We start from the raw sequence: 25,527 nt of genomic DNA, 5'->3' as shown, positions 1-25,527 counted from the left end.
GTCGCTACGTTCATCTCGGGGACATCCGCTGGTCTGGTACCGACCGATCGGCCCGGTGGCTGTGATTGGTCACAGCGAGCGTCAAGCGGCCCGTCCGCGTTGCTCGACACGCCCGAGCGATTGATACGGTTTATGTAACAATGTGACCTGTGTCACTTTTTGGCTTTCTAGATCATTTCATGGGTATCTGAACTTGAATACGCGCAGTGTAATTCAGACATTTCCTGGCGTTTTCGTGTGCGCCCAACTCTGCCCGCGCGCGCCCATCCCTGTCGGACCCACCCCCTACGCTCCAGCCCGTGTCCGACCCCGCGCCGCGCAAGCCCGCCGCTCAGCAACTGGTCTTCGATGACCTCGACACGCCCCTCTTCGACACCACCTTCGTGGTCGTCGACCTGGAGACCACCGGGACCAGTCCCGGCGGTGACGCGATCACTGAGATAGGCGCGGTGAAGGTGCGCGGCGGTGAGGTGCTCGGCGAGTTCGCCACGCTGGTCAACCCGGGACGGGCGGTGCCGCCCGCGATCGTGCAGGTCACCGGGATCACCACCGCCATGGTCTACGCGGCGCCCAGCATCGCGTCGGTGCTGCCCGGTTTCCTCGAATTCGCGTCGGGCGCGGTGCTGGTCGCGCACAACGCGCGGTTCGACATGGCGTTTCTGAAGGCCGCCGCGGCGGCGCACGACATGGCCTGGCCCGTGGCGACCGTGCTGTGCACCGTGAAGCTGGCCCGCCGCGTGCTCGGCCGGGATGAGGCGCCGTCGGTCCGGCTGAGCGCGCTGGCCCAGCTGCTCGGTGCGAGCACGCAACCGACGCACCGGGCGCTGGACGACGCGCGGGCGACTGTTGACGTGCTGCACGCGCTGATCGCCCGGGTCGGCAATCAAGGCGTGCACAGCCTCACCGAGCTGGTCGACTACCTGCCCGACGTCACCCCGCGTCAGCGCGCCAAGCGGGTCCTCGCCGCCGACATGCCTGCGAGCCCCGGTGTGTACCTGTTCCGCGGGCCGGCCGAGGAGGTCCTCTATATCGGCACGGCGGTGAATCTGCGCCGCCGCGTACGCAACTACTTCACCGGTTCGGAGACCCGGGGGCGGATGAAGGAGATGGTCGCCCTGGCCACCCGGGTCGACCATGTGGTGTGTGCGCACGCGCTGGAGGCCGGTGTCCGCGAACTGCGTTTGCTCGTCGCGCACACCCCGCCGTACAACCGCCGCTCCAAGTTCCCCAAGCGAGCCTGGTGGATCACGCTCACCGACGAACCCTTCCCGCGATTCTCCATCGTCCGCACCCCGAACCGGGATGCCCTGGGGCCCTTCAACTCTCGCGCCGACGCAACCGAGCTGGCGGTGATCATCGCCGAATACACCGGCCTGCGCACCTGCAGTACCCGCCTGCCTCGGCACGGCTCGCACGAGTGCCCGCCCGCGATCGTCGGCGGCTGCCCGGCAGCCGCCTCGGGCACTCCTATTAATACAGAGGAATACGCCCCAGCACCCGCCCTCGTCCGCGCACTCTTCGCCGGTTACTCCGACACACCACTGCGCACCATGCTCGACCGCATCGAAACCCATTCCCGCGCCGAACATTTCGAGGCAGCAGCCCGCCTCCGCGACCGCACCGTCGCCGTCGTCCGCGCCCTGCACCGCACCCAACGCCTCACCGCCATCGCCCGCATCGCCGAACTGATCGCCGCCCACCCCGACGGCGCGGGCGGCTGGGAGTTCGCCGTCATCCGCTACGGACGTCTCGCGGGCGCGGGGAATGCCGCACGAGGAGTGCCACCGATGGCCGTCGTCGAACAAATCGTCGCGTCCGCCGAAACAGTGATCCCCGAAGGCGGCGTCTCCGCTCAGGTCCAGATCGCGGCGGACGTGCGGATTCCTCCCTCGACGCCTCGATCACCCGTTCCGGCGACGGATGTTCGGCTGGTCGCCAACGCCGTTCATGATCAGGAGGAAATAGTGGTGGCATCGCCCGAGAGACGTCCTGCACAGGTTCCCCATGATCTTGAACGAGGTCCAGTCGGTAACAGCGGCACTGTTCCTCGGGATCCGCACTCCACCGTGACAGGCGGTGACGCGGCGGGTTTCAGTGCGGCAGGCGGTGTTGCGGCTGACGAGCTGTCAGCGGGCGAAGTTGCAGCCCAGGATTGGGTGCCGGTGAATGTGCCGCCGTTGCGGGGGGCCTCGCCGGAGGAAGCGGCGCTTGTGGTGCGGTGGTTGGCGCGGGCGGGGGTGCGGATCGTGCGGACTACCGAGGGCTATCGAGAGCCGATATATGGCGCCGGGCGATGGTTGGGGTGGGCGGAGGTGGCGGATGCGGCGGCGCACCACCAACCCGCTGGGGAGGCGTACGTCGAACGCTTAGGCTGAGCGCATGATTACCGCGATCGTGATGATTGACGCCGACAATGGCCGCATTCCCGAGACCGCACAGGCCGTTGCGGACACCGATGGCGTTGCCGAGGTGTACTCCTGCGCGGGTGACGTGGATCTGATCGCGATCGTGCGGGTGCGCGACCACGAGCAGATCGCCGAGGTGGTGACCAACCGGATCGACAAGGTCGCCGGCGTCGCGCGGACCACCACGCACATCGCGTTCAAGTCCTACGCCAGCGCGGACACCGAGGCCGGGTTCTCGCTGGGGGAGTGAGCGGGATCAGCTGCGCAACATCGAACTGGCGGTGTAGGTGCCGCTGCCGCGGGCGGAAATGATGCCGGAGGCGGCACCGACGCAGTGGTCGTTCATATATAAGGTCACCGTGCGGTCGCTGTTGTTCTTGAATTTGCGTGGCGCGTTGGGGCCGAGGTCGATGCACCCGGACTGCCCGCCGTAATCGGTGCCGTCGACCAGCAATTCGCCCTCCGCCGCCCCGGCCAGCGGAGCGACGTACACAGCTACCACCGATAGCACCCCGAGTGCGATCCGAACACTGTGCTTCACGCTGGGCTCCTTCGTCAGTCGGAGCCGGGGTTCTCGCTGGCAGCCGGATCAGCTGACGATCATCGACTTCCCGGTGAACGGGCCGCTGTCGTGCGGCGAGAGGACCCCGGTGGAAACGCCCTGACAGGTGGCGTCGGCATAGATAGTCACCACACTGTCGGAGTCGTTCTGGAAATTACGGATCGCGTCCTCGCCGAGCAGCACACATCCGTTTCGACCGGTGTAGTTCACGCCGTCCACGAACAGCCCACAACCACCGGCCACGGCGATCGGAGCGGCGGCACAGACAGCTGCCACCAAAAGACCCCCGGCTACTGCACGAACGCTCCGTCGCATGCTGTGCTCCTCGCCGCTCGAGCCGCCCGGCCCATACGAGCACCGAACCGGCTGTGAAATGGAGTCGCCGATCTAGCTATCGCGCTGACCACATCTTATGCACATCAGCTATCGCAATGTCTCATGTTCCGCACCCAACCAGCGAACCGGCCCCGTCGCCGCTGCGCGCAGCACGGCGGCGGCCGTCGCCGCGCGCGTTTTGTTGCGCTGCGCCCGATATTGCTAGCAATTCCGTACGCGCTAGACGAATACGTGCGCGGGGCCGCGCCGCCTACCAGGCGGGTAGACACCGGGCCTACAGCGTGGCGGCGGTTGTCGCCGCGCGTGTTTTGTTGTGCTGCGCCCGATATTGCTGGCGATTGTGTGCGCGGCGAGCGATTGTGTGCGCGGCCCCCGCCGCCTACTCGGCTGCCGGGTAGTCACTCTGGCGCTGGGCCCCCGGCGTGGTGGCGGTTGTCGCCGCGCGTGTTTCGTTGTGCTGCGTCCGATATTGCTGGCGATTGTGTGCGCGGCGAGCGATTGTGTGCGCGGCGGCGTGGATCACCCGCCCCTGAGGCTGGTGCGTGCGGTCAGCGGTCGCCGAGGGTGACGGTCAGCTTTGTCCAGCGTTCGAGCAGTGCGGCCGCCTTGCCGGAATCGATGGCCGCGGCGGCCCGCTCGATTCCACCTGCGAGCGCGTCGTGTACGTCGGCCTCGTAATCGACTGTGCCCTGGGACAAGTCGTAGGCGACGATGGCGGCTGCTGAGTTCACCAGGACTGCGTCTCGGACCGCGCCGGTTGTTCCGGCGAAGACACTTCGGGCCACGCCCGCGTTGACCTCGGCGTCGCCGCCGCGCAGCGCCTCCAGGTCGACGCGCGCGATACCGAGGCGGGTCGGGTCGATCGTGGTTTCGCGCATTCGGCCGCCGGATACCACCCAGGCGGCGGTGGTGTCGGAGGTGGTGATCTCGTCGAGGCCGTCGTTGCCCCGCACCACCAGCGCGCTTCCGCCACGTGCGGCGAAGACGCCCGCGATCACCGGGAGCAGGTCGGTGAACGCGCAGCCGACCAGTCCGGCGCGCGGTTGCGCCGGATTCGTCAGCGGCCCGAGCACATTGAAGACGGTGGGAATGCCGATTTCCTTGCGGGCCGCGCCCGCGAACCGCAGTGCGGGATGGAATACCGGTGCGAAACAGAAGCCGATGCCGACCTCGCGCACGCAGCGCGCCACCGCCTCCGGCCCGAGCGCGAGCCGCACGCCGAGCGATTCGAGCACGTCGGCGCCGCCGCTCTTGGAGGAGGCCGCGCGGTTGCCGTGCTTGACCACCGGCACTCCGGCCGCGGCGACCACGATCGAGGACATGGTGGAGATGTTCACCGAACCGGATCGGTCACCGCCGGTGCCGACGATGTCCACCGCGTCGCCGTCGATGTGCACCAACCTGGCGTGCTCCAGCATGCCGGTGGCCAGGCCGGTCAGCTCGGCGGCGGTCGGCCCCTTGATCTTGATGGCGACGCCGAACGCCGCGATCTGGGCGGAGGTGGCGTTGTCCGACATGATCTCGTCCATCGCCCATGCCGTGTCGTCCGCGGCCAGGTCGCCACCGTCGGCGAGGGTTCCGAGCACCTGGGGCCAGCTGCGCACGTTCATGAACTTACTTTCTCCCGTCACACTGGTTTCACACCAGTTTGTCGCGCAGTAGCCTACTGCCCACTGTCGGGGCGGAGCCCCTCCTTAAATCGGGCACGACCCAGTTCACGAGAACTTACGGCTGCGGCCTGATACCAGGCCCGGATTCTTCGGTCGCGGGACGAGGTTGCAGCGCATCCCAGCCGTCCGCAGTGCCCTCGTGCCGTTGCGCCAGCCCCGCCATCCGCGAACGCTCCTGCGAACAGTGCAACGCGTCGAGCACCTGCACCCGCTGCAGGATCACCGTTTCCAGCGCATCGGTCCCCGGCCCACCAACCTGCGGCGCGGGCGCATACCCGTCCTGCGCCGCGATCGCGCACACCGCCTCGACCTGCCCCGGCGGAATCCGCAGATGATGCCGCAGCACCGCTTCCGCCTCCGGCACCCACTCACTGGCTCGTGCCAGCGCCGCCGAACAGGCCTCGGCGTCCTCGAAACTCGCCGCGACCACCACCAGATCGGCCCTGCTCGGATCCAATGGCACCGGCCCGCCACGCCCGAACAATCGACCCAACCACCGCGCTGCCACATCGCCTCCATCTCAGCTTTTACTTACGCACACCTGTCATGCTGTGGTCCAGCTACCCGAGGGCACGCGGACCCGGCACGTGAACACGTCCCGACCGACGCCGCCACGTCGCGAGCGGGCCGACCTCAACACGCCGAGCCCTGGTCGAGAGGCCGTCTGTCCGTGGGTTTTCCGACACGGAGACACAAGTTTCGCACCCGGGTACTTGTGTCGTACTACGACGAGTCATACTTACCCCCGTGACGACCGCAGTAGGGACCCCCGGATCGGCCATTACCCAGCGTGTGCACTCGCTGAATCGGCCCAACATGGTCAGCGTCGGTACCATCATCTGGCTGTCCAGCGAGTTGATGTTCTTCGCCGGCCTCTTCGCGATGTATTTCGTCGCGCGCGCACAGGCGCACGGCGTCTGGCCACCGGAACCGACCGAGCTGAACCTCAAGCTCGCCGTGCCGGTCACCGCCGTGCTGGTCGCGTCGTCGTTCACCTGCCAGATGGGCGTGTTCGCCGCGGAGCGTGGCGACGTGTTCGGCCTGCGCCGCTGGTACGTCATCACCCTGATCATGGGCGCGCTGTTCGTCGCGGGTCAGGGCACGGAGTACCACGCACTGGTCAAGGAAGGCACCTCGATCTCGAGCAGCGCCTACGGCTCGGTGTTCTACATCACCACCGGTTTCCACGGTTTGCACGTCATCGGCGGTCTGATCGCGTTCGTGTTCCTGCTGATCCGCACCAAGGTCAGTAAGTTCACCCCGGCGCAGGCCACTGCCGCGATCGTCGTCTCGTACTACTGGCACTTCGTCGACATCGTGTGGATCGGGTTGTTCGCCACGATCTACTTCGTCCGCTGAGCCGGGCATAACCCCCAGTCTTTTGCACACGTCGGTTCCGTCTACTCCAAAGGGACACAGATGAGTTCATCTCCCCCGTCAGCGCCAGAGCCCGCCAGCAACGGGAACGGCGAGGCCAGCAAGACACGCAGGCAGCGCCGCGTTCGCCGTCGCATCGCGGGCGGGCTCGCGCTGTTGGTGGGCCTCGTCGGAGCAGGCTTCCTGGCAGCGGCTTTGACGCCGGACCCGCAGCGGGCGACCGCGAACGAGGATTCCTCGGCGCTGATCCGCGAGGGCAACCAGCTCTACGACACGTCCTGCATCACCTGCCACGGTGCGAACCTGCAGGGTGTCCAGGACCGCGGCCCCAGCCTCATCGGTGTCGGTGAGGCCGCCGTCTACTTCCAGGTGTCCTCCGGCCGCATGCCGATGGCCCGCAACGAGGCCCAGGCGCAGCGCAAGCCACCGAAGTTCGACGAGCACCAGACCGACGCGCTGATGGCGTACGTGGCGGCCAACGGTGGCGGCCCCACCGTGGTGCGCGACGCGAACGGCGAGATCGCGCAGGAGTCGCTGCGCGGCGACGACATCGCCCGCGGTTCGGAACTGTTCCGGATGAACTGCGCGTCCTGCCACAACTTCACCGGCCGCGGCGGCGCGCTGTCCTCCGGTAAGTTCGCGCCCCCGCTGGAGCCCGCCTCCGAGCAGCAGATCTACGACGCGATGATGACCGGCCCGCAGAACATGCCGAAGTTCTCCGACCGGCAGCTGTCGCCGGAAGAGAAGCGCGACATCGTCGCCTACGTCATGAACGCGAAAGAGGAGAAGGCCCCCGGCGGCTGGGACCTCGGCGGCTTCGGTCCCGCGACCGAGGGCCTGGTCATGTGGGTGATCGGTATTACGACGGTCGTCGGTGCCGCGATTTGGATCGGGTCACGGTCATGAGCGAGAAGGAGCCAAACGACATGGGTCGGCCGGATGAGGGCCACGACGGCGTGCCGTCGAAGGAATCCACGGGCCACGGTTCCCACGAGGTGGTGGCGAGTTCCGACGGCCACGCGGTAGCGGAGTCCGACAGCCACGCGGTGCAGAGGGACTACACCGAGGCAGAGCTCGACGCGATGTCGCGCGACGAGCTGGTCAAGCTCGGTACCGAGCGGGACGGCGTCGACGTCGCCTACCGGCGCGAGCGGTTCCCGGTGCCGGGCACCCGCGCCGAGAAGCGCGCCGAGCGCGCGGTCGCGTTCTGGTTCGCCGTCTCCGGCATCGCCGCGGCGGCGCTGGTCGGCGTGTACCTGTTCTGGCCGTGGAAGTTCAAGCCGTCCGACGAGGAAGGCCACACCGCCTACTCGCTGTTCACCCCGCTGGTCGGTGTCACCTTCGGCGTCTCGGTGCTGGTCATCGGGGTCGCGGTGGTGCTGATCCGCAAGATGTTCATCCCCGCCGAGCTGTCCATCCAGGACCGCCACGACGGCCCGTCGCCCGAGGTCGAGCGCCGCACCCTGGTCGCCGAACTCACCGACGCGCTGGAGACCTCCACGCTGGCCCGCCGCAAGCTGATCACCCGCACCGCCGGTGCCGGCGTCGGCGTGCTCGGCATCGGCGCGCTGCTGGTGTTCGTCGGCGGCATGGTGAAGAACCCGTGGGCCAAGCGGGAGAAGTCGCCGCTGTGGGTCTCGGGCTGGACCCCGGACTTCGAGGGCGAGACCATCTACATCCGCCGCGACACCGGTCGCCCGGAGGACGTCGTGCTCGTCCGCCCCGAGGACATGGACGCGGGCGGCATGGAGACGGTGTTCCCGTGGAAGGAGAAGTGGCGCGGCGACGAGCACGCCACGCTCCAGTCGCTGCGCGGTATCCGCAACGCGGTCATGATGATTCGCCTGCGCACCGAAGACGCGCAGAAGGCGATCAAGCGTAAGGGCCAGGAGAGCTTCAACTACGGCGACTACTTCGCCTACTCGAAGATCTGCACCCACCTCGGTTGCCCGACGTCGCTGTTCGAGTCGCAGACCAACAAGATCCTCTGCCCCTGCCATCAGTCGCAGTTCCTGGCGACCGAATGGGGTAAGCCGGTCTTCGGTCCCGCCGCTCGCGCACTGCCGCAGCTGCCGATCACCGTCAACTCCGAGGGCTACCTGGTCGCCAACGGCGACTTCATCGAGCCGCTCGGCCCGGCCTACTGGGAGCGTCGTTCATGAGTCCTTCTGTCGCAGCCCAAGCCAACGAGATGGACGAGCGGTATCAAGCCGCAGCGTTCATGAAGCGGTCGATCAACAAGGTCTTCCCGACCCATTGGTCGTTCCTGCTCGGTGAGATCGCGTTGTACGCGTTCATCATCCTGCTGCTGTCGGGTGTCTACCTGACGCTGTTCTTCGATCCGTCGATGACCGAGGTCGTCTACAACGGCTCGTACCAGCCGCTGCGTGGTGTCACCATGTCGCGGGCGTACGAGACGTCGCTGAACATCACCTTCGAGGTGCGTGGCGGTCTGTTCGTCCGCCAGGTGCATCACTGGGCGGCGCTGCTGTTCGCGGCGTCGATCATCGTGCACCTGTTCCGCATCTTCTTCACCGGCGCGTTCCGTAAGCCGCGTGAGGCGAACTGGGTGATCGGCTCGCTGCTGCTCATCCTGGCGATGTTCGAGGGCTTCTTCGGTTACTCGCTGCCCGACGACCTGCTGTCCGGTACCGGCCTGCGGGCCGCGTTCGGCGGTATCACGATGAGTATCCCGATCGCGGGCACCTGGATGCACTGGCTGATCTTCGGCGGGGACTTCCCCGGCACGATCATCATCCCGCGCCTCTACATCGCGCACGTGCTGCTGCTGCCCGGCATCATCCTGGCCTTGATCGCCGCGCACGTCGCGCTGGTCTGGTATCAGAAGCACACCCAGTTCCCCGGGCCGGGCCGCACCGAGAACAACGTGGTCGGCGCCCGCATCATCCCGGTGTTCGCCGCGGACCAGGGCGCGTTCTTCGCCTTCACCCTCGGCATCGTCGGCATCATGGGCGGCCTGTTCCAGATCAACCCGATCTGGAACCTGGGTCCGTACAACCCGTCTCAGGTTTCCGCGGGTTCGCAGCCCGACTTCTACATGATGTGGACCGACGGTCTTGCGCGTCTGATGCCGCCGTGGGAGCTCTACCTGGGTCGCTACACGGTTCCGGCCGTGTTCTGGGTGGCGTTGATCATGGGCCTGGTGTTCACGGTGCTGATCATGTACCCGTGGATCGAGAAGCGGCTGACCGGCGACACCGCCGGCCACAACCTGCTGCAGCGTCCGCGCGACGTGCCGGTGCGTACCGCGATCGGCGCCATGTCGATCGGCTTCTACGTCGTGCTGACCCTGTCCTGCGTCAACGACATCGTCGCGCTGAAGTTCGACATCTCGTTGAACGCGACCACCTGGATGGGCCGCATCGGCATCCTGGTCGTGCCGCCGCTGGCGTACTTCATCGCCTACCGGTTCTGCATCGGCCTGCAGCGCAGCGACCGGGCGGTGCTCGAGCACGGCATCGAGACCGGCGTGATCAAGCGCCTGCCGCACGGTGAGTACATCGAGGTGCACCAGCCGCTCGGCCCGGTCGACGACCACGGCCACCCGATCCCGCTGGAGTACCAGGGCGCGACCGTCCCGAAGAAGATGAGCAAGCTCGGCCTGGCCGGCAAGCCCGGCACCGGCAGCTTCCTGCGGGCCGACCCGTGGCAGGAGAGCGAGCAGCACTTCGAGAACGAGCACGCCGAGGAGCACAAGCAGCTCAAGGTGTTGCAGGCGCGTCAAGAAAAAGAGCACGGTGGCAAGAACGGCCACTGATAGTTGAAACGCAAAGGCCCCGAGTCGCTTTCGACTCGGGGCCTTTGCGTTTTGCTGCCTGAATGCTGACGGAATCAGTTGCCGCCGTGGTGAAAACGAAGGCGCCGAGTCGAATTGGACTTGGGGCCTTCGCTTTCAGGTGCTACAACCGCGGCGTGCTGCGGCGGGAGGCCTCGATGGCCTCGAATTTCGCCAGGTTGTGGCGGGCGTCGGCGAGCGCGTCGTGCGCGTCCGGGGGAACCGGCGGCAGCTCGGGGCGGCCGTGCGCGTCCCAGTGTTGGCGGAGTTCGTTGGTGTAGCGGGGGAACGCGGTGGGCAGGTCGACCATCGAACCCCACAGCTGGCACAGCGCCACGTGGTCGTACGCGCCGACCCAGGCCCACAGCTCCGGCACCACCGACGAGCGCGGCACCAGGAACTTGTACAGGTCGTCGCGGATCTGCTTCCTGCTGCGCCACAGCGGTGAGGCGGGCGAGGGCAGCTGCGGCAGCACGTGCCTGCGCACCCACGGGCCCGCTCGCTCGGGATCGAATTCGGTGGACACCGCGTAGTATTCGCGCCCGTCCTCGCATACGACACCGATGGAGACCAGGTCGATGACGACCCCGTCCTCGATGAATTCGCAGTCATAAAAGTATCGAAGCGAGATCGGTCTACTCCTCAGCAATTCGGCACGGCGCCCGAGGTGGCGCCGGAGCTACCTCCGAACAATCACCCTAGGTGGCCGGGGGCCCGGATTCGCAGCCGGGCTCGGATCCGGAACCGCGATGACCAGGGGTGGCCGGTGCCACCCGTGTGGTGGGTACCGCCCGCGTCCGAGTGGTCCGTATTCTGAACGGGTGAACTGGACCGTGGACGTGCCGATCGATCGCCTGCCGGAACTGCCGCCGCTGCCTACCGAGTTGCGCAGGCGGTTGGACGAGGCGCTGTCCCGCCCGGCCTTACAGCAGCCGTCGTGGGATCGAGAGCAGGCCGCGCAGATGCGCACCGTGCTGGAGAGCGTGCCGCCGATCTGCGTGCCCGCCGAGGTGGAGGACCTGCGCGGGCAGCTCGCCGAGGTGGCCCGCGGCGAGGCGTTCCTCATGCAGGGCGGGGACTGTGCCGAGACGTTCGCCGACAACACCGAGCCGCACATCCGCGGCAACATCCGCACGCTGCTGCAGATGGCCGTCGTGCTCACCTATGGCGCGAGCCTGCCGGTGGTCAAGGTGGCCCGGATCGCCGGTCAGTACGCGAAACCGCGTTCCTCCGATACGGATTCGCTCGGCCTCAAGTCCTACCGCGGTGACATGGTCAACGCGCTGGTCGCCGACGCCGGGCTGCGGGAGCACGACCCGTCCCGGCTGGTGCGCGCGTACGCCAACGCCAGCGCGGCGATGAATCTGGTGCGCGCGTTGACCGGCGCGGGCATGGCCGACCTGCACAAGGTGCACGACTGGAACCGTGACTTCGTCGCCAAGTCGCCCGCCGGTGCCCGTTACGAGGCGCTGGCCGAGGAGATCGACCGCGGTCTCGCGTTCATGACCGCCTGCCGGGTGAACGACCCGAGCCTGAGTTCGGCCCGCATCTATGCCAGCCACGAGGCCCTCGTCCTCGACTATGAGCGCGCCATGCTGCGCCTCAGCGAGAACGCCGCGGGCGAGCCGGTGCTGTACGACCTGTCCGCACACTTCCTGTGGATCGGCGAGCGGACCAGGCAGCTCGACGGCGCGCACATCGCGCTCGCCGAACTGATCGCCAACCCGATCGGCCTGAAGATCGGCCCGACGACCACGCCCGATATGGCCGTGGAATACGTCGAGCGGCTCGATCCGAACAACGAGCCAGGCCGGCTGACCATCGTCTCCCGGATGGGCAACGGCAAGGTTCGCGACGTGCTGCCGCCCATCATCGAGAAGGTCCAGGCCACCGGCCACCAGGTCATCTGGCAGTGCGACCCCATGCACGGCAACACCCACGAGGCCTCCACCGGCTTCAAGACCCGCCACTTCGACCGCATCGTCGACGAGGTCCAGGGCTTCTTCGAGGTGCACCACGCCCTCGGCACCCACCCCGGCGGCCTGCACATCGAACTCACCGGCGAAGACGTCACCGAATGCCTCGGCGGCGCCCAGGACATCTCCGACCTCGACCTCTCCGGCCGCTACGAAACCGCCTGCGACCCCCGACTGAACACCCAGCAGTCCCTGGAACTCGCCTTCCTCGTCGCCGAAATGCTCCGCTGAACAAGGGTTCCGCGGGTTGTGCGGCGACGCCGTACAACCCGGACCGGCCGGGTGAGGTTACTGCCTAGGGCAGGGCGACCAAAGATACGGTGTTGCCCGACTCGATGTTGGCGCCGACGGCCGGGGTTTGCGAGACGATGAGTGAACTGTCGCTTGCGACAAGCTGTTTCACCTCGACCTGGACGCCGAGGGATTGCAGTTTGGCCCTGGCGTTGGCGACGGTCCAGCCGCGGACGTCGGGCATCTTCAAGGCGTTGGAGACGAGCAGGGCGACACCGTCACCGGATTGGATGGTGGTGCCGGCGGCCGGATCGGTGCCGATCGCCTTGTCCGCGTCGATGCTGCGGTCGAACTGAGACCTGTTCTCGCGCACCATGATTCCCGCGTCGGTGAGGATCTTGGTGGCGTCGGCGGTGGATTTCCCGCGCACGTCGGGCACCTTCACCGGCTGAGAACCCTTGCTGCGGTACACCTTTACCTGTCCGCCCATCGGGAGGACGGTGCCGGGACCCGGATCGGTCTTGGCCAGTGATCCTTTCGGCGCGGAGTTGCCGATTTCACCGGAATCCACCGGTTGCAGCCCGGCGTCGCGAATCAGCTGATTGACCTTGCTGATCGGATCACCCGGCTGCACATCGGGCACCTTCGGCTTACCGCTGGACACCAGGACCGCGACCGTCGAACCCTTGGTGACCCGCGAGCCTGCCGACGGATCGCTGCCGACCACCCCGCCGGCGGGAATGATGTCCGACGCCTTCTGCCGAATCTCGGTCTCGAACCCGGCGTCCCGCAGCGCGGCGACCGCCCGGTCGGAGTCCATCCCGGCGATCGCCGGGACCGGCGAATATCTGCCGACACCGAGCCACCAGCCGCCGACACCGACGACCAGCGTGAGAATCACCACAATGGCGATCCACACCCACGTCATCCGGCGCGATTTGGTGCGGTCGGGCGCGTACGCCTGATACGGCGACGCCGCATGCTGCTGCCGCACCGGTTGCGGCGGGTAGTCATCGGGCGGGCCGTAATCCACCCGAGGACGCGGCGCGGTGACCACCTTGGTGTGCTGCACCGTCTGCGGCGTGTACGGCTCCGGCGCGTGCATCGCCGCGGGCGCGGCGGCGGGTGTGGCGATCCGATAGCTCGCGCTCAAATGCTCGGCCGACTCCTGCGGCGCGGGCACCCGGTACGGCGGCAGGTTCAGCTTCGCGCCGATCTGGCGCAGCGCCGCCGCCATCTCGTTGGCGTCGGCGTACCGGTGCGCGGGCTCGCGCGCGGTCGCCTTGGCGACCAGCTCGTCGAACTCCGGCGGCACACCCGAAATGAACCGGCTCGGGCTCGGCACATCGTTCTCGATCCGCTGATACGCCACCGATAGCGAGGTGTCGCCGGTGAACGGAACTTTTCCGGTCAACAGCTCGAAGATCAGCACGCCGAACGAATACACGTCGCTGCGCGCGTCGGCTGTGCCGGTGGTCACCTGTTCGGGGGACAGGTACGCGGCAGTGCCGAGAATCACGCTGGCCGACGTGGTGTTGGCCGCCGCCACTGCGCGAACCAGGCCGAAGTCGGCGATCTTCACCTCGCCGTTGTCGGAGATCAGCACGTTCTCCGGCTTCACGTCCCGGTGCACCAGTCCCGCCGAATGTGCGACGCCGATCGCCGCGAGCACCGGCTCGGCCACCGCGCGTACCGCGTGCGGCGGCATCGGACCGCGTTCGCGCAGCAACTCGCGCAGCGTGCCGCCCTCGACCAACTCCATGATCAGGAACGGATACTCACCGTCGACGCCCTGGTCGTACACCGCGACCAGCGAGGAGTGCTTCAACTTGGCCACCGCGCGAGCCTCGAACTCGAACCGGGACAGGAACTGCGGATCACCGGCGAACTTCGGGTCCATCACCTTGATGGCCACCGGCCGATCAAGACGGGTGTCGACGCCCCGGAAGACCATCGACATGCCGCCGCGGGCGATCGGCGCATCGATGCGATAGCGCCCTTCCAGCATCTGGCCGATCAATTGATGTCCTCCGGCTTTCACAAAGCTCTCACCCCTCGCGGTTGATCCCACAAGTGATCGACCGCCCCGTGCGGCCCTCACGATGGTATCGACCAAACGCACCCGGGTGTCTCACGACTTGCTGCGGGTGACCGTCTACCGTTATCAGCGTGAGTGCCTTTCCCTGCAGTGATGATGTCCTTCCGGAGTCCGTGGCAGTGCTGCCGCTGCCCGAGGTGGCAGACCGGCTCGGGCTCGTGGTGACCCGCGTCCATCAGATGCTGCGTGACCACCAGCTACTCGCCGTCCGCCGCGACGGCGTCGTCAGCGTCCCCGAACGGTTCTTCGACCACGAAGGCGTAGTCAGGTTCCTGCCCGGCCTGATCACCGTGATGAAGGACGCTAAATACACCGACGAGGAGATCCTGGAATGGGTCTTCACCGAGGACGACAGCCTCCCCGGCACCCCCGTCGACGCCCTGCACGGCCCCCTCGCCCGCGAGGTCATCCGCCGAGCCGCCGCCGACCCGTTCTGAGCCGAGCGACGCCTTACTGCCGCTGACAACCTCAACAGCAAGCGGCAGATAGGTCAACGCCACCTGCTTCGCCCTTCGCAAACCGCGAGGCACGCGAAGAACAACCAGGTGCGCGAAGAACGCCCGCCACCCCACGAACCAGTCGCGGCCAAAGATCTGCACTTTCTCTCGGGACCTGCACCGGCTTTAGGGCCCTATTCCGAGTGCCGATCCCGAGAGAAAGTGCAGATCTCGGGGCGGACCGTTCGCAGGACTGATCGGGCACCGAAACCGCCGCCGGTTCTTGTCCAAAGCGCTTGCGACGCGCCACAACCGATGACTGGTCCGAGGTTGTGTGCGGAGAGATCTCCGGTGGTGTGCTGTCCTGGGGTTGTCGACTGGTTCATTGGATGACCGGAGTAGTGCTGGGCGCGTCAGGTGGGGTACCCGGCCTTCTCTTCCGCGGCTTGTGATGGGCAACGCTTGTGTTCCAGCGTGAGGACTGGCTGTGGTCCGGTTTAGAGAGGCCGGGGAGATCGAGTCGAGTCAAAAGGTCGTTGGGCGTGATCGAGTCGAGTCGAATGGTTGCTGTTGGAGATCTCTAAGCGACCATATGACTCGACTCGATGAGTCGGCTGGGGCGGGCCGGGCGGGTCAGCGGTGCGGACGGGAGCGTAGGGCAGCGGTAGTGAAGTGCATGGCTGCTACGCCGAGGCGTTGGTGGGCGGGGACTACTGCGCGGTGGTTGAAGATGGCGTAGTCGGAGGCTTCTATGCGGTCGAGGATGCTGGCGTAGAGGACGGCCGCCGTGCGGATGGCTGGACGGACTCGTGGTTCGAGTAGGTCTATGCCGGGTTCGGCGTGGCGGTAGATGTCGCGGTTGAGCGCTATCAGGTGTGCGAGAGCACGGCGGACGCGGGGATCGGTGCGGCGTGTGCGGTGACAGTGCACGAGCAAGTCGTAGTCGACTCCGAATGCTGCCAGCTCGTCGGCAGGCAGGTACACCCGGTCGCGGTCGAGGTCCTCGGCGACATCGCGCAGGAAGTTCGTCAGCTGGAACGCCTCGCCGAGCGCGGCGGCGGCGGGTTCGGCCTCGTCGATCGGCACCACGGTGCCGAGCACCGGCAGGACTTGCAGGCCGATGGCTGCGGCCGAGCCGCTCATGTATTCGTACAGGTCGGCCATGGTGGCGTAACGATCACGGAAGCGTGGGGTGCCAGGGACGTCCATCCGCATGGAGTCCAGGAACGTCCAGAAGTGTTGGGCCGCAATATCATAGCGGCGGATAGTGTCGGCGACCGCAAGCAGGACCAGGCCTCGCTGGTACTGGCTCGCGGCATCCGGCGTCAGCTGTCGCTGAGCTTGCGGCCAGGTGGTGTCGGTTGTCTCCTGTGACTCAAGTGCGATCCGCAGCTGCTTTTCGATCAGATCGAGTTCATCGCCGGGGCTGTGCTCGCGCCGCTCGTGCTTTCGCGCCTGATAGCGCTGTGCGACATCGGTTTCCGCGTGGTCGACGATATCGTCGACCAGTCTGGCGAACGCGTACAGTGCGTGCACCGCTGGTCGCTGGTCGGCCGAAAGTAACCGCGTCGCAAGGAAATACGTGCGTCCATGGGCCGCGGCGATTCGTTTGCATTCGCGGTACGCGACGGTGAGTTCCAGCTGCCCCGCGATGTGCGGCGCGCCGCCGTTCATGGCCGGGCGTGGGTGGCCGGGTCGATATTCGGGGGTGTGGCCCGCAATCGCAGCGGATCCACCTTGCGCAGCGACATCGCCGCCACCACGGCGGCAAAGGTTGCCAGTGCCACGTGCCAGAAGCTGTACAACCCGATCGAGCCGTCCGGTTGGAACACCAGCATCAGCCAGGTACACAGGCCGACAAGCACCATCAATGTCGTGGTCGACAGCGCGAACCCGGCGGCGAGCGCCAAAGGCCACGAGTAGTACCAGGGCAGCGCCGCGGGGGACAGGATCACGATCCCCACGAACGCGATCAGGATGCCGAACACCGCTTCGCGCTCACTGTGCCGGAACCGCCACCAGGCCCACACCAGCACGGCGACCAGCGCCACCGCGCACATCGCCCTGGTCACGGTGAGTACCTTGCCCGGGTCCAACGAGGTCACCCAGCCGACCGCGTGCATCATGATGGTCGGCAGCGAAAGCCAGTTGATGATCTTCTTCGAGCCGGACAGCGCGGTCAGCCAGCCGATGCCGACGCCGGCGATGGCCGAGGCGGCCACGAAGACCGCCGCGAACACGGCGAGCCCGAGCCCGGCGATCTTGGCGAACATCAACGCCGGATGCGGCATGTCCTCGGTCGGCTCGGCGGCATCGTGCGGCCGTTCGCTCTCCGGTAGGTTCGCGGGGTCGTCGCGCCCGGCCCGCTGCGCGGCGCGCTTCTCGCGTTCGTGCAGCATCCAGATCCACACCAGGAACGGCAGCGCGATGCCCGCCGTCGCTTTGATCGCCACGCCGATCGCGACCACCACGATGCCCGCCACGTGATGGCGTTCCAGCACCAGCGCGATGCCCGCGCACATCAGGCCGACCATCAGCATCTCGTTGTGCACGCCACCCCAGAGGTGGATCAGCACCAGCGGGTTAAGCACCGCGAGCCACAGCGCGACCGTCGGCTTGCCACCGAGGTGCTTGGTCAGATAGGGCACCGCCCACATCATCAGCGCGAGGCCGGGCAGCATGACGATCCGCATCGCGATGGTGCCCGCGACGACATTGTCGCCGGTGATGCTGGTGATGCCGCGGCCGAGCAGCAGGAAGATCGGGCCGTATGGCGCGGTGGTGGTCTTCCACACCGGGCTCACGTTGTCGAGCAGCACGCCGGGGTTCACGATGGGTCCGCTGACGTAGGGATCGAAGCCGTCGCGCAGCAGCGCGCCCTGCGCGAGATACGAATAGACGTCCTGGCTGAACATGGGCACGGCGAACAGCAGCGGGGTGATCCAGATCCCGACGATCGCGCGTAGCTCGTTGAGCGTCACACCAGCATCCAGGCGATCGTCGCGCCCGATGGTGGTGCGGCCGAGTCGCACCCACGCGACGATCATGAGCAGCACGCCGATCCAGATGACGATCGTCGACAGCGCGTACCCGTGGCCGAACCGTAGCCAGGACAGGTGTAGCGCTTCGAGTATCGGGTCGCGCTTGCGGGTGCTGCCCGCGCCGAAGCCGCCGAAGGTGATCATGATCGCGCCGTAGAAGCCGAGCATCGCGGCATGCCCTTCCGGGCTGCGCAGGAAGAGGGCGGCGGTACGCATCCAGGACCGTGCACTCGGGGGCTCGACGGCGGCCGATTCGCGTTTCGCCGCGATGTTCGGTGCGTGGCCGGTGATTTCAGTCAATGTGGCCTCTGCGGCGCGCGTTTCGGGGGAAGCCATCTGGTGTCGGTCCCCCCGAATGGTCAGCGGTCGCAACCGCGAGTGAATAGGTCGGCGCCTAGTTTACGGCGTCGCCGGGAACACTATCTCGCTGGTACGCGCGGTTTCATCTCGAGCGGGCGGCGCTCGCCGGTAATGCGGGTTGCCGCCAGTTTTCCAGACAGCAGCGTGGTCGGCACCCCTACGCCCGGGGTGGTGCCGCAACCGGCGATAACTACATTGTCGCTGGTGCGCGGAAAATTGCGCGAACGAAATGGTCCGGTTTGCCGGAAGAGGTGCGCCGTGGAGAACGGTGTGCCGCCCAGCAGGCCTTGATCGCGCCAGGTTTGCGGGGTGTCGAGATGGTCGACGGTGAAATGCGCGGCAATGCCCGAGTAACCGCGTTCTTCCAGCACTTGGAGCAGTTCGCGCAGGTAGGCGGGGCCGATTCGGGGCCAGTCCAGGGGAGCGGCGTCCAAATTCGGGCAGGGTGCCAGTAAGGAGAATGGTTCGTGCTGTCCGTCCGGGCGGGTGATGTAGAGGCCGGGGTCGGTGAGGGCGGGTCGAGTGAGCAATAACGACGGGTCGCTCATCAACCGGCCACGTCGACCCGCGATCTCCGCGAACGTCTTGTCCCACGCCGCCCCGAAGTCGATGGTGTGGTGCGCCTGGATGGGCCAGGTGCCGGCCACCGCGGCGGGCACCGTGCCGTGTGCGACGACCGCGGAGGGCGCGGCCCGCAACCCGCGGCGACGCCGTACGCCGAAGCGGTCGATGGAGCCGAGATCGACGGTCAGCACCAGGGCGTCGCAGTCGAACGTGCGACCGTCCGCGGTGCGCACGCGTTCGGCCCGCCGCCTCGCGTAGTCCACCCCGGTCACCTCGGTGCCCAGTTCGAGCGTCCCGCCCGCCGCCGTGAACGCCTCGGCCATGGCCGTCGCGATGGCCCGCATGCCGCCTTCGGGGAAGTAGACGCCGAGCGAGGTGTCCATGTGCGGGATCGCGCCGTACACCGCCAGCGCCTCGGCGGGCGGCAGGCCCGCGTACAGCGACTGGAAGGTGAACAACCGGGCCAGCCGCGGATCCCGCAGGATCCGGCCGACCCGGGGACCGAGCCTGCCGAACCCGCCCAGGCGCACCAAAGCCGCTAGCGCACGCCGCTTTTCGGGCACCCGGACCATGTCGAGCGGCGAATCGAAGTTGGTGTCCATGAATTCGGTGAACTCGGCCGCGTAGATCCGCGCCAGCCAATCCCGCAGCCGCCGATAGCGCCGCGCCTCCGCCGGGCCACAGACCCGCGCGACCTCGTCGGCCATGGCGTCGGGGTCGGCGAAGACGCGCAGCGTCGCGCCGTCGGCGAAGGTGGCGTGATAACTGGGGGCCAGCTGCTGGATGCGCAGCGCGGGCTTGCAGGTCTCTGGTGTCCGGCCGACCGCGGCCAGCGCGTCGGTGATCAGCTCGGGCAGCGTCAACACGGTTGCGCCGGAATCGATCTCGTAGTCAGGTCCCTGATAGCACCCGACCCGCCCGCCCGGATGATCGGCTCGCTCGATCAGGGTGACCTTGCGTCCAGCGCCGGTGAGGTACAGCGCGGCGGACAGTCCGGCCAGCCCGGCGCCGACCACGACCACGCGATCAGTCGGTCCGGCAACGGTTTTCATCGGACGGGCAGTGGCCTGATCTGAGGTGACAATTGGCTTACCCTGATCGAGAGGCACCCGATCGGTCGATGCGGCAACGTCTTTCATGAGATTCCCCTCTTCGCAGCACGCGCCGGATCGGGGTCGATCAGCGTGACCCGATCCGCCCCAACCACTTTCACGCAGCGCGCTTGGTCGCCGCCAATGCCATGGCCCGCAACCGCTCTTTCGCGGCCGGTGTCGCCGTGCTGGTTTCGATAGCGGCCAGCCCGGCGTCGGTGAGCTCGCCGATCCGGCGTTCCACCTCGTCCACCGCGCCGAGTTCGGTGATGACGTCGCGCAGCTTCGCCACGTCTTCCGCGCCCAGATCGGTGCCGATGCTGGTGCGCAGCAGCTTCGCCGCGGCCGGGTCGGCCTCGTCGGCCCTGGCCAGCGCCTCGGCGAGCAGCACGGTGCGCTTGCCCTCGCGCAGGTCGTCGCCGGACGGTTTGCCGGTGACGGCGGGATCGCCGAACACTCCTAGTAGGTCGTCGCGCAGCTGGAAGGCGATGCCGATGTCGGTGCCGAAGAGACGGTAGGCGTCGACCAGGCCCTGGTCGGCGTCGGCGATGGCCGCGCCGAGGTGCAGCGGGCGTTCGACGGTGTAGGCGGCGGTCTTGTACCGGTTGATTCGCAGCGCGGCCTCGACCGACTCGTCGGCACCCGCCTCACCGTGGATGTCGAGGAGCTGGCCGCCGAGCACCTCGGTGCGCATGCTCGCCCACACCGGCGCGAACCGGGCGATCGCCGCCGGGTCGAGTCCGGAGGCGTGCACCATGTCATCGGCCCAGGCCAGCGCCAGATCGCCGACCAGGATCGCGACGCTGGCGCCGAAGTGCGCGGAGTCGCCCGCCCAGCCGCGGTCGCGGTGGCGCTGCTCGAAGTCGACGTGCACCGTCGGGAAGCGACGGCGGGTGCGCGAGGAGTCGATGATGTCGTCGTGGATCAGCGCGCAGGCCTGCACGAGTTCCAGCGCCGCGCACGCGGTCAGCACCGCGCCGGCGGCCGGGCCGTCGGCATCGCCGCCCGCGCCGAGCCAGCCGGTCCAGGCGAACGCGGGCCTGGTGCGCTTGCCGCCGCGCAGCACGAACAGTTCCAGCGCGTCCGCGGCCTCCACGAACACCGGCCCGAGTTCCTCGACCATGCCGCGCCGAGTGGCGAAGAACCTGGTCAGCGCACCTTCCACGGCGGTGACGAAGGCAGGCGTCCCTGGCTGCGCTGCGATGAGCTCGGCCGCCGAGGTGCGGTGAGGCGTCTGGATACCAGGTCCGGCGGACAGGGGAGCCTCCAAAGTCGTGCGGTGGGTAGGCGCGAAGCGCTACTGGTTCGGTCCGAAGAATACGCGTACTCGTCGGTACGACCGGTGGGGCCTGCCGCCGGTCACCACTACACTGAACCGGTGACTTTCGACAATGCGCGGGGACGCTCGACCCCAGGCCGTCCGCCCCGGACGCACCCGGACGTCTCTGCCACACCCTCGGTTGTCCAGAGTCTGCGGGCCCATTCCACCGCCGCGGTGCCGTTCTCGGTGGAGTTCAATCCGCCGCGCGACGCCGCCAACGAGGCCAGGCTGTGGCGGGCCGTGCGCCAGTTCGAGCGGATGCATCCCGCGTTCGTCTCGATGACCTACGGCGCGGGCGGGTCCACCCGTGACCGCACCGTGCGGGTCACCGGCGAACTCGCGCAACAGACCACCTTGCTGCCGGTGGCGCACCTGACCGCCGTGGAACACAGCCTGTCCGAATTGCGTTCGCTGGTCGGCTCTTACGCCGATTCCGGCATCCGCAACATCCTGGTGCTGCGCGGTGACCCGCCCGGCGATCCGCTCGGCGAATGGCAGCAGCATCCCGAGGGTGTCGCCTACGCCGAGGAACTGGTGCGCATCGTGCGCGACCTCGGCGACTTCCATGTCGGCGTCGCGTCGTTCCCGCAGGGCCACCACCGTTCCCCGGATCTGGACTCCGACACCGCGTACCTGGCCGCGAAACTGCGTGCGGGCGCGGAGTATTCGATCACCCAGATGTTCTTCGACGTCGACCACTACCTGCGGTTGCGGGACCGGATCGTGAAGTTCGACCCGATCGAGGGCGCCAAGCCGATCATCCCCGAGCTGATGCCGATCACGTCGCTGCGCACGGTGGCCAGGGCCGAGGAGTTGTGCGGCCGCGCGCTGCCGTCGTCGGTGCTCGAGCGGCTGAACAAGGCCGCGGGCGACACACCCGATGCGAATCAGGCTGCGGTGCGCGAGGTGGGCATCGAGATCGCCACCGAGATGGCGCAGCGGCTCATCGATGAGGGCGCGCCCTGCCTGCACTTCATCACGCTGAACTTCGCCAAGGCGACCACCGAGGTGCTCACCAACCTCGGCTACGGCGTCACCGCCGCCCCGATCAGCGCCTGACAGTCGCCCCGATCAGTACCGCCTCCTGATTTCCCGCACCGAAATCGCATGAGATTCCGGTGCGGGAAGTGGAGAGGCGTGGGTTACCAGCCGGGGGTTCCGGCGAGCGGGACGTTGACGTAGCTCGGTGCTGCCGGATCCAGTTGCAGGTGTTGGGGTTTGAGCTCGGTCGCGTCCAGCATCGGGCGGATGGGCAGGCCCTTCGGGTAGTTGCCCGCGAAGATGTCGATCCGGAGCCGGTGTCCCGGTTGCAGTATCGCGTCGGTGGGGGCGAGGCCGAGGTCGAGCTGGGTGGGCCGGCCGGGGACCGTGGGCTGCCTGGCGGCGAGAGACATCAGCGGGAACGGGTCGGTGTAGGCGCCGTCGGGGGAGCGGCGGCTCTTGTCGTCGTCGACGGCGCGCATCGAGGACATCAGCTGGCCGGTGGTCAATGTCACCGAACGGCCGTCGGGGGCAACGTCATTCAGCGTCGCGGTCCAGTAGCCGTCGGTGGCGTCGTGCACGGTGTTCAGGTGCACCGCGATCGGCCCGGAGATGGTCGTCGGCTCGGCCACCGGCGGGCTGGTGAAGGTCAGCCCGCTGAGTTCTTGCACCCTGGCGTCCTTGCCGCAGCCGGAGAAGACGAGGATGCCTGCGGTGCCCTGGACCGAGTCGGACGAGCAGAGGCTGGCCAGACCGGGCGCGACGGTGAGCCGGGTCGTCTCCGAAGTCGTTTCGGCCGTGAGGGTTCCGTCATGCACGCTGGTGTTGGTACTGCCGCTCGGTGCCGCCGACAGATACAGCCGCCGATGACTCGCCTCGGCTCGCGGGAACTGCTCGTTGCTGGTCCAGCCCGCGCCCTGCTGCCACATCGTCACCGGGCCGTAACCGTCGATGCCGTTGTCGATGCCCTTGAGCCACTTGTCGAACCAGGCACGCGTGAGCACATCGATGCGCGGCGGTTCGCCGGACCTGCCGCGCATGTCGAAGCCCGCGTTCACGTGGTAGCTGTTGCCCATGATCAGCTGCTTCTGGCCGGGCGGCAGCGGAATGTCTTGGTAGATGCGGGGTTCGCCGTTGGCGAAGTTGTCGTGCCAGCCACCGATCACCAGGGTGGGCACGGTGATGCGCTCGGGATGTCCGAGCCAGGCCTGGCGGATCGGACTGTCCGGGTCGAGGACGCTCTGTAGCTGTGGCTGAATGGTGTCGAAGGAATCGGTGCCCATGGTCTGAATTCCCACGTCCAGGAACGACATCGGGCTGGCCAGCCGGTCGGCCAGCCACTGCATATCGAACCTGCCCTGCACCAGCGACACGAGATCCGGCAGGAATTTGGCCACGTTCACCGCGAGCAGGTAGGGCAGCAGGATGCCGATGGCCGCGCCGCCCGGGGCGATCATGTCGCGCACCAGATCATTGCCCGGCACCACCGGCACAATGGCTTTCAGTGCGGGCGGCTGCTTTTCGGCCGCCTGCACCTGATTGATCCCGGAGTAAGAGGCGCCGGTCATCCCGATTTTGCCGTCCGACCACGGTTGCGCCGCCGCCCAGGCGATGACCTCGGGGGTGTCCTGCTGGTCCTTCGGGCCCCACGGCTCCCAGATCCCTTGGGAGAAACCGGTTCCGCGCACATCGACCACCACCTGGGTGTAGCCGCTGCGAATCAGGTTGGGATCCACCGCGAAAGCGCGCCCGAACCCGCCGCCCGCCACCCTGGTCGCCTCGGTCAGCGCCTCCAAAGGCGTTCCGGGCAACTGGAAGTCACGCAGGAACCCGACCACGGCGTCGGACAGCACCGGCACCGACAGCGCCGTCTGCGCGATCATCGACAGCAGCTTGGTGTAGGGCGTCAGATTCACGATCGTCGGCAGCGGCGTACTGACGGGCCCATTCGCATCCGCAGGCCGGTACACATTGGCCTTCAGCACGGTGCCATCACTCATGGTGATCGGCACGTCCCAGTCGATATGCATAGCCGGATACTGCTGCGGACCATCGTGCAGCGCCGTCCACGCGTCCGCCCCCTCAGGTGCGGCCGGCACCCCAGGGGCCACCAACACCTGCGAAACCGCAAGCAGCGCAAGCACTCCGACAAAACCCCTGGTCCACCGTCGGCCTGGAGCAATCCTCATCGATATCCTCCCTATCCTGATCGGCCAGAAATATACATGCACGCTTGTATGTTTCCGCCCGATCGGCAGAAGTATGTCGATATGCCCAATCCCACCCCCACAACCTGTGCGAGCGGTGAGCCCGGAGGAGGGACGCCGGTTGCAGAAGCTCACGAAGACGAGCAGACAACCGATACCCATCCATTCTCGCATTTGGATCGAATACCTGGTCATACGGTAGACCAGATCGGCTGGCTACGACTGACGGACGGAGCGCAATGCGCCTTACTCATGACCGATCCGCTGCGACTCGTCGGATACCCGGGCGCCAGCGCATCCTTCTGATCGGGTTCAGCGGCGCATTGGGAGTAATGGCGGCGCTTTCGGTAGGTGTTCCCGCGCACGCCGCTGCGCCGCCGCAATTCTGCTCGAGCGGCGATGAGCAGAATCAGTCCACGAATGCTGCTCGTTGCCATGCCCAGCGTGCCGCCAGTGCCGCTTTTCGCGCGCACGAGGCATTCGACTATGTGATGGCACAAAAAGCCAACTGGACAACGAGTGGGCCGGGCGACCTGTCAGGCGTACTCGGTGATGCCGATGCCGGATTGAATTACGCCACGAAATACGCAAAGTCCAATGATGCCGATAAAGCAGCCCAAGGTTATTTCACTACCGCTCATGCTGCGGCTGTGATCGCCAGGGAAACCGCCACTGCGCTCGGGGCATGCCAAAGAGGAATATGCGTGGGAGCTCACGGTATGGCGCGGGACGCCGCAGACGACGCAGAGACAGCGGCGAAGCATCTCGACAACAATCTCCCCAATCCATCGCTGAGTATCGTCAATAAATGTGACGAAAACGAGACAGCGGCTATCACCGCCTATCGAAACGCTGGATGGATCGTGGATTGATTTAGCGTCCGGTCCCGGACCTCGGCGCGCTTGTGCGGGGAGAAGTTGTCGGCGATGACGTAGAGTTTCTCCCCGGGCCAACGCTTCTCGCAGTTTCGACAGGCTCCATGTCGAGAACGGTCAGCTCAGGTCACGGGGCGATGCGTTCACACGTCGCTCGATCGACCTTCTTCGGCCTGCCCCCGCTCCTATCGGGACGAGG

General features: G+C 67.1%; 21 protein-coding genes. 10 read left to right on the top strand and 11 right to left on the bottom strand.

What is annotated here, in order from left to right:
• The first annotated feature begins 299 nt into the window (after positions 1 to 299).
• Together ACFWF1_RS28075 and ACFWF1_RS28070 are read left to right on the top strand one after the other, a co-directional pair.
• Positions 300 to 2,375 carry a DEDD exonuclease domain-containing protein gene (locus tag ACFWF1_RS28075; protein WP_379287043.1) on the top strand — a complete coding sequence of 692 codons (2,076 nt, stop codon included), beginning with the start codon at positions 300 to 302 and terminating at the stop codon, positions 2,373 to 2,375.
• A gap of 4 nt (positions 2,376 to 2,379) precedes the next feature.
• The gene (locus ACFWF1_RS28070; RefSeq protein ID WP_357382007.1) at positions 2,380 to 2,655 is read left to right on the top strand and encodes an Lrp/AsnC ligand binding domain-containing protein; all 276 of its coding nucleotides are present in this window, start codon (positions 2,380 to 2,382) and stop codon (positions 2,653 to 2,655) included.
• Positions 2,656 to 2,661: 6 nt separating this feature from the next.
• On the opposite strand, the gene ACFWF1_RS28065 is transcribed toward ACFWF1_RS28070, so the two are convergent.
• The 4 genes from ACFWF1_RS28065 to ACFWF1_RS28050 all read right to left on the bottom strand — a co-directional run bounded on the left by ACFWF1_RS28065 (position 2,662) and on the right by ACFWF1_RS28050 (position 5,481).
• A complete protein-coding gene (locus ACFWF1_RS28065; RefSeq protein WP_379287044.1) occupies positions 2,662 to 2,946 on the bottom strand; it encodes a hypothetical protein in 285 nt (94 codons plus the stop codon).
• 48 nt (positions 2,947 to 2,994) lie between these two features.
• A complete protein-coding gene (locus tag ACFWF1_RS28060) occupies positions 2,995 to 3,243 on the bottom strand; it encodes a hypothetical protein (RefSeq protein ID WP_379287046.1) in 249 nt (82 codons plus the stop codon).
• Positions 3,244 to 3,851: 608 nt separating this feature from the next.
• Positions 3,852 to 4,913 (bottom strand): anthranilate phosphoribosyltransferase, encoded by a 1,062-nt coding sequence (gene trpD, locus ACFWF1_RS28055; protein ID WP_379287048.1) that lies wholly within the window; start codon positions 4,911 to 4,913, stop codon positions 3,852 to 3,854.
• 115 nt (positions 4,914 to 5,028) lie between these two features.
• Entirely contained in the window at positions 5,029 to 5,481 is a 453-nt protein-coding gene (locus tag ACFWF1_RS28050; protein ID WP_379287050.1) for a hypothetical protein, read from the bottom strand.
• A 239-nt stretch (positions 5,482 to 5,720) separates the two neighbouring features.
• Here ACFWF1_RS28050 and ACFWF1_RS28045 point away from each other — a divergent pair, with 239 nt between their 5' ends.
• Genes ACFWF1_RS28045 through ACFWF1_RS28030 form a run of 4 tightly spaced genes read left to right on the top strand, consistent with a single transcriptional unit; the run spans position 5,721 to position 10,128 of the window.
• Positions 5,721 to 6,332, top strand: a complete 612-nt coding sequence (locus ACFWF1_RS28045; RefSeq protein WP_379287052.1) for a heme-copper oxidase subunit III — start codon at positions 5,721 to 5,723, stop codon at positions 6,330 to 6,332.
• A gap of 60 nt (positions 6,333 to 6,392) precedes the next feature.
• Positions 6,393 to 7,256, top strand: coding sequence for a c-type cytochrome (locus tag ACFWF1_RS28040; RefSeq protein WP_191094313.1), 864 nt, complete (start codon positions 6,393 to 6,395; stop codon positions 7,254 to 7,256).
• 20 nt (positions 7,257 to 7,276) lie between these two features.
• Entirely contained in the window at positions 7,277 to 8,512 is a 1,236-nt protein-coding gene (locus tag ACFWF1_RS28035; RefSeq protein WP_379287054.1) for a ubiquinol-cytochrome c reductase iron-sulfur subunit, read from the top strand.
• Positions 8,509 to 10,128, top strand: coding sequence for a cytochrome bc complex cytochrome b subunit (locus ACFWF1_RS28030; protein ID WP_379287056.1), 1,620 nt, complete (start codon positions 8,509 to 8,511; stop codon positions 10,126 to 10,128). The genes ACFWF1_RS28035 and ACFWF1_RS28030 overlap by 4 nt, the downstream gene beginning before the upstream one ends.
• A gap of 142 nt (positions 10,129 to 10,270) precedes the next feature.
• On the opposite strand, the gene ACFWF1_RS28025 is transcribed toward ACFWF1_RS28030, so the two are convergent.
• A complete protein-coding gene (locus ACFWF1_RS28025) occupies positions 10,271 to 10,792 on the bottom strand; it encodes a polyadenylate-specific 3'-exoribonuclease AS (RefSeq protein WP_379287215.1) in 522 nt (173 codons plus the stop codon).
• Positions 10,793 to 10,967: 175 nt separating this feature from the next.
• Between ACFWF1_RS28025 and ACFWF1_RS28020 the strand changes: the two genes are divergently transcribed.
• Positions 10,968 to 12,353, top strand: a complete 1,386-nt coding sequence (locus ACFWF1_RS28020) for a class II 3-deoxy-7-phosphoheptulonate synthase (protein ID WP_379287057.1) — start codon at positions 10,968 to 10,970, stop codon at positions 12,351 to 12,353.
• A gap of 64 nt (positions 12,354 to 12,417) precedes the next feature.
• Here the strand turns inward: ACFWF1_RS28020 and pknB are convergent, their stop codons facing one another.
• Positions 12,418 to 14,361 carry a Stk1 family PASTA domain-containing Ser/Thr kinase gene (gene pknB / locus ACFWF1_RS28015; protein WP_379287217.1) on the bottom strand — a complete coding sequence of 648 codons (1,944 nt, stop codon included), beginning with the start codon at positions 14,359 to 14,361 and terminating at the stop codon, positions 12,418 to 12,420.
• Between the two features lie 161 nt (positions 14,362 to 14,522).
• Between pknB and ACFWF1_RS28010 the strand changes: the two genes are divergently transcribed.
• Complete coding sequence (locus ACFWF1_RS28010; RefSeq protein WP_379287059.1) at positions 14,523 to 14,888, top strand: Rv2175c family DNA-binding protein; 366 nt, start codon at positions 14,523 to 14,525, stop codon at positions 14,886 to 14,888.
• 633 nt (positions 14,889 to 15,521) lie between these two features.
• Here ACFWF1_RS28010 and ACFWF1_RS28005 read toward each other — a convergent pair.
• The 4 genes from ACFWF1_RS28005 to ACFWF1_RS27990 form a co-directional block, all read right to left on the bottom strand.
• A complete protein-coding gene (locus ACFWF1_RS28005; RefSeq protein ID WP_379287061.1) occupies positions 15,522 to 16,562 on the bottom strand; it encodes a phytoene/squalene synthase family protein in 1,041 nt (346 codons plus the stop codon).
• Complete coding sequence (locus ACFWF1_RS28000) at positions 16,559 to 18,265, bottom strand: alpha-(1->6)-mannopyranosyltransferase A (protein ID WP_379287063.1); 1,707 nt, start codon at positions 18,263 to 18,265, stop codon at positions 16,559 to 16,561. The genes ACFWF1_RS28005 and ACFWF1_RS28000 overlap by 4 nt, the downstream gene beginning before the upstream one ends.
• Positions 18,266 to 18,348: 83 nt before the next feature.
• Positions 18,349 to 19,905, bottom strand: a complete 1,557-nt coding sequence (crtI, locus tag ACFWF1_RS27995; protein WP_379287065.1) for a phytoene desaturase family protein — start codon at positions 19,903 to 19,905, stop codon at positions 18,349 to 18,351.
• A 157-nt stretch (positions 19,906 to 20,062) separates the two neighbouring features.
• Positions 20,063 to 21,214 carry a polyprenyl synthetase family protein gene (locus tag ACFWF1_RS27990; protein WP_379287067.1) on the bottom strand — a complete coding sequence of 384 codons (1,152 nt, stop codon included), beginning with the start codon at positions 21,212 to 21,214 and terminating at the stop codon, positions 20,063 to 20,065.
• A gap of 108 nt (positions 21,215 to 21,322) precedes the next feature.
• Here ACFWF1_RS27990 and ACFWF1_RS27985 point away from each other — a divergent pair, with 108 nt between their 5' ends.
• Positions 21,323 to 22,324 (top strand): methylenetetrahydrofolate reductase, encoded by a 1,002-nt coding sequence (locus ACFWF1_RS27985; protein WP_379287069.1) that lies wholly within the window; start codon positions 21,323 to 21,325, stop codon positions 22,322 to 22,324.
• Positions 22,325 to 22,407: 83 nt separating this feature from the next.
• Here the strand turns inward: ACFWF1_RS27985 and ACFWF1_RS27980 are convergent, their stop codons facing one another.
• Positions 22,408 to 24,435: a CocE/NonD family hydrolase gene (locus ACFWF1_RS27980; protein WP_379287071.1), complete on the bottom strand. Its 2,028-nt coding sequence runs from the start codon at positions 24,433 to 24,435 to the stop codon at positions 22,408 to 22,410.
• Between the two features lie 350 nt (positions 24,436 to 24,785).
• Between ACFWF1_RS27980 and ACFWF1_RS27975 the strand changes: the two genes are divergently transcribed.
• Positions 24,786 to 25,325 (top strand): hypothetical protein, encoded by a 540-nt coding sequence (locus ACFWF1_RS27975; RefSeq protein WP_379287073.1) that lies wholly within the window; start codon positions 24,786 to 24,788, stop codon positions 25,323 to 25,325.
• Positions 25,326 to 25,527 lie beyond the last annotated feature (202 nt).

This window comes from Nocardia sp. NPDC060255, assembly GCF_042727395.1.
Taxonomy (GTDB): Bacteria; Actinomycetota; Actinomycetes; order Mycobacteriales; family Mycobacteriaceae; genus Nocardia.
Note: the sequence above shows the minus strand (reverse complement) of the source record. Positions and strands in the feature narration are given on the sequence as shown.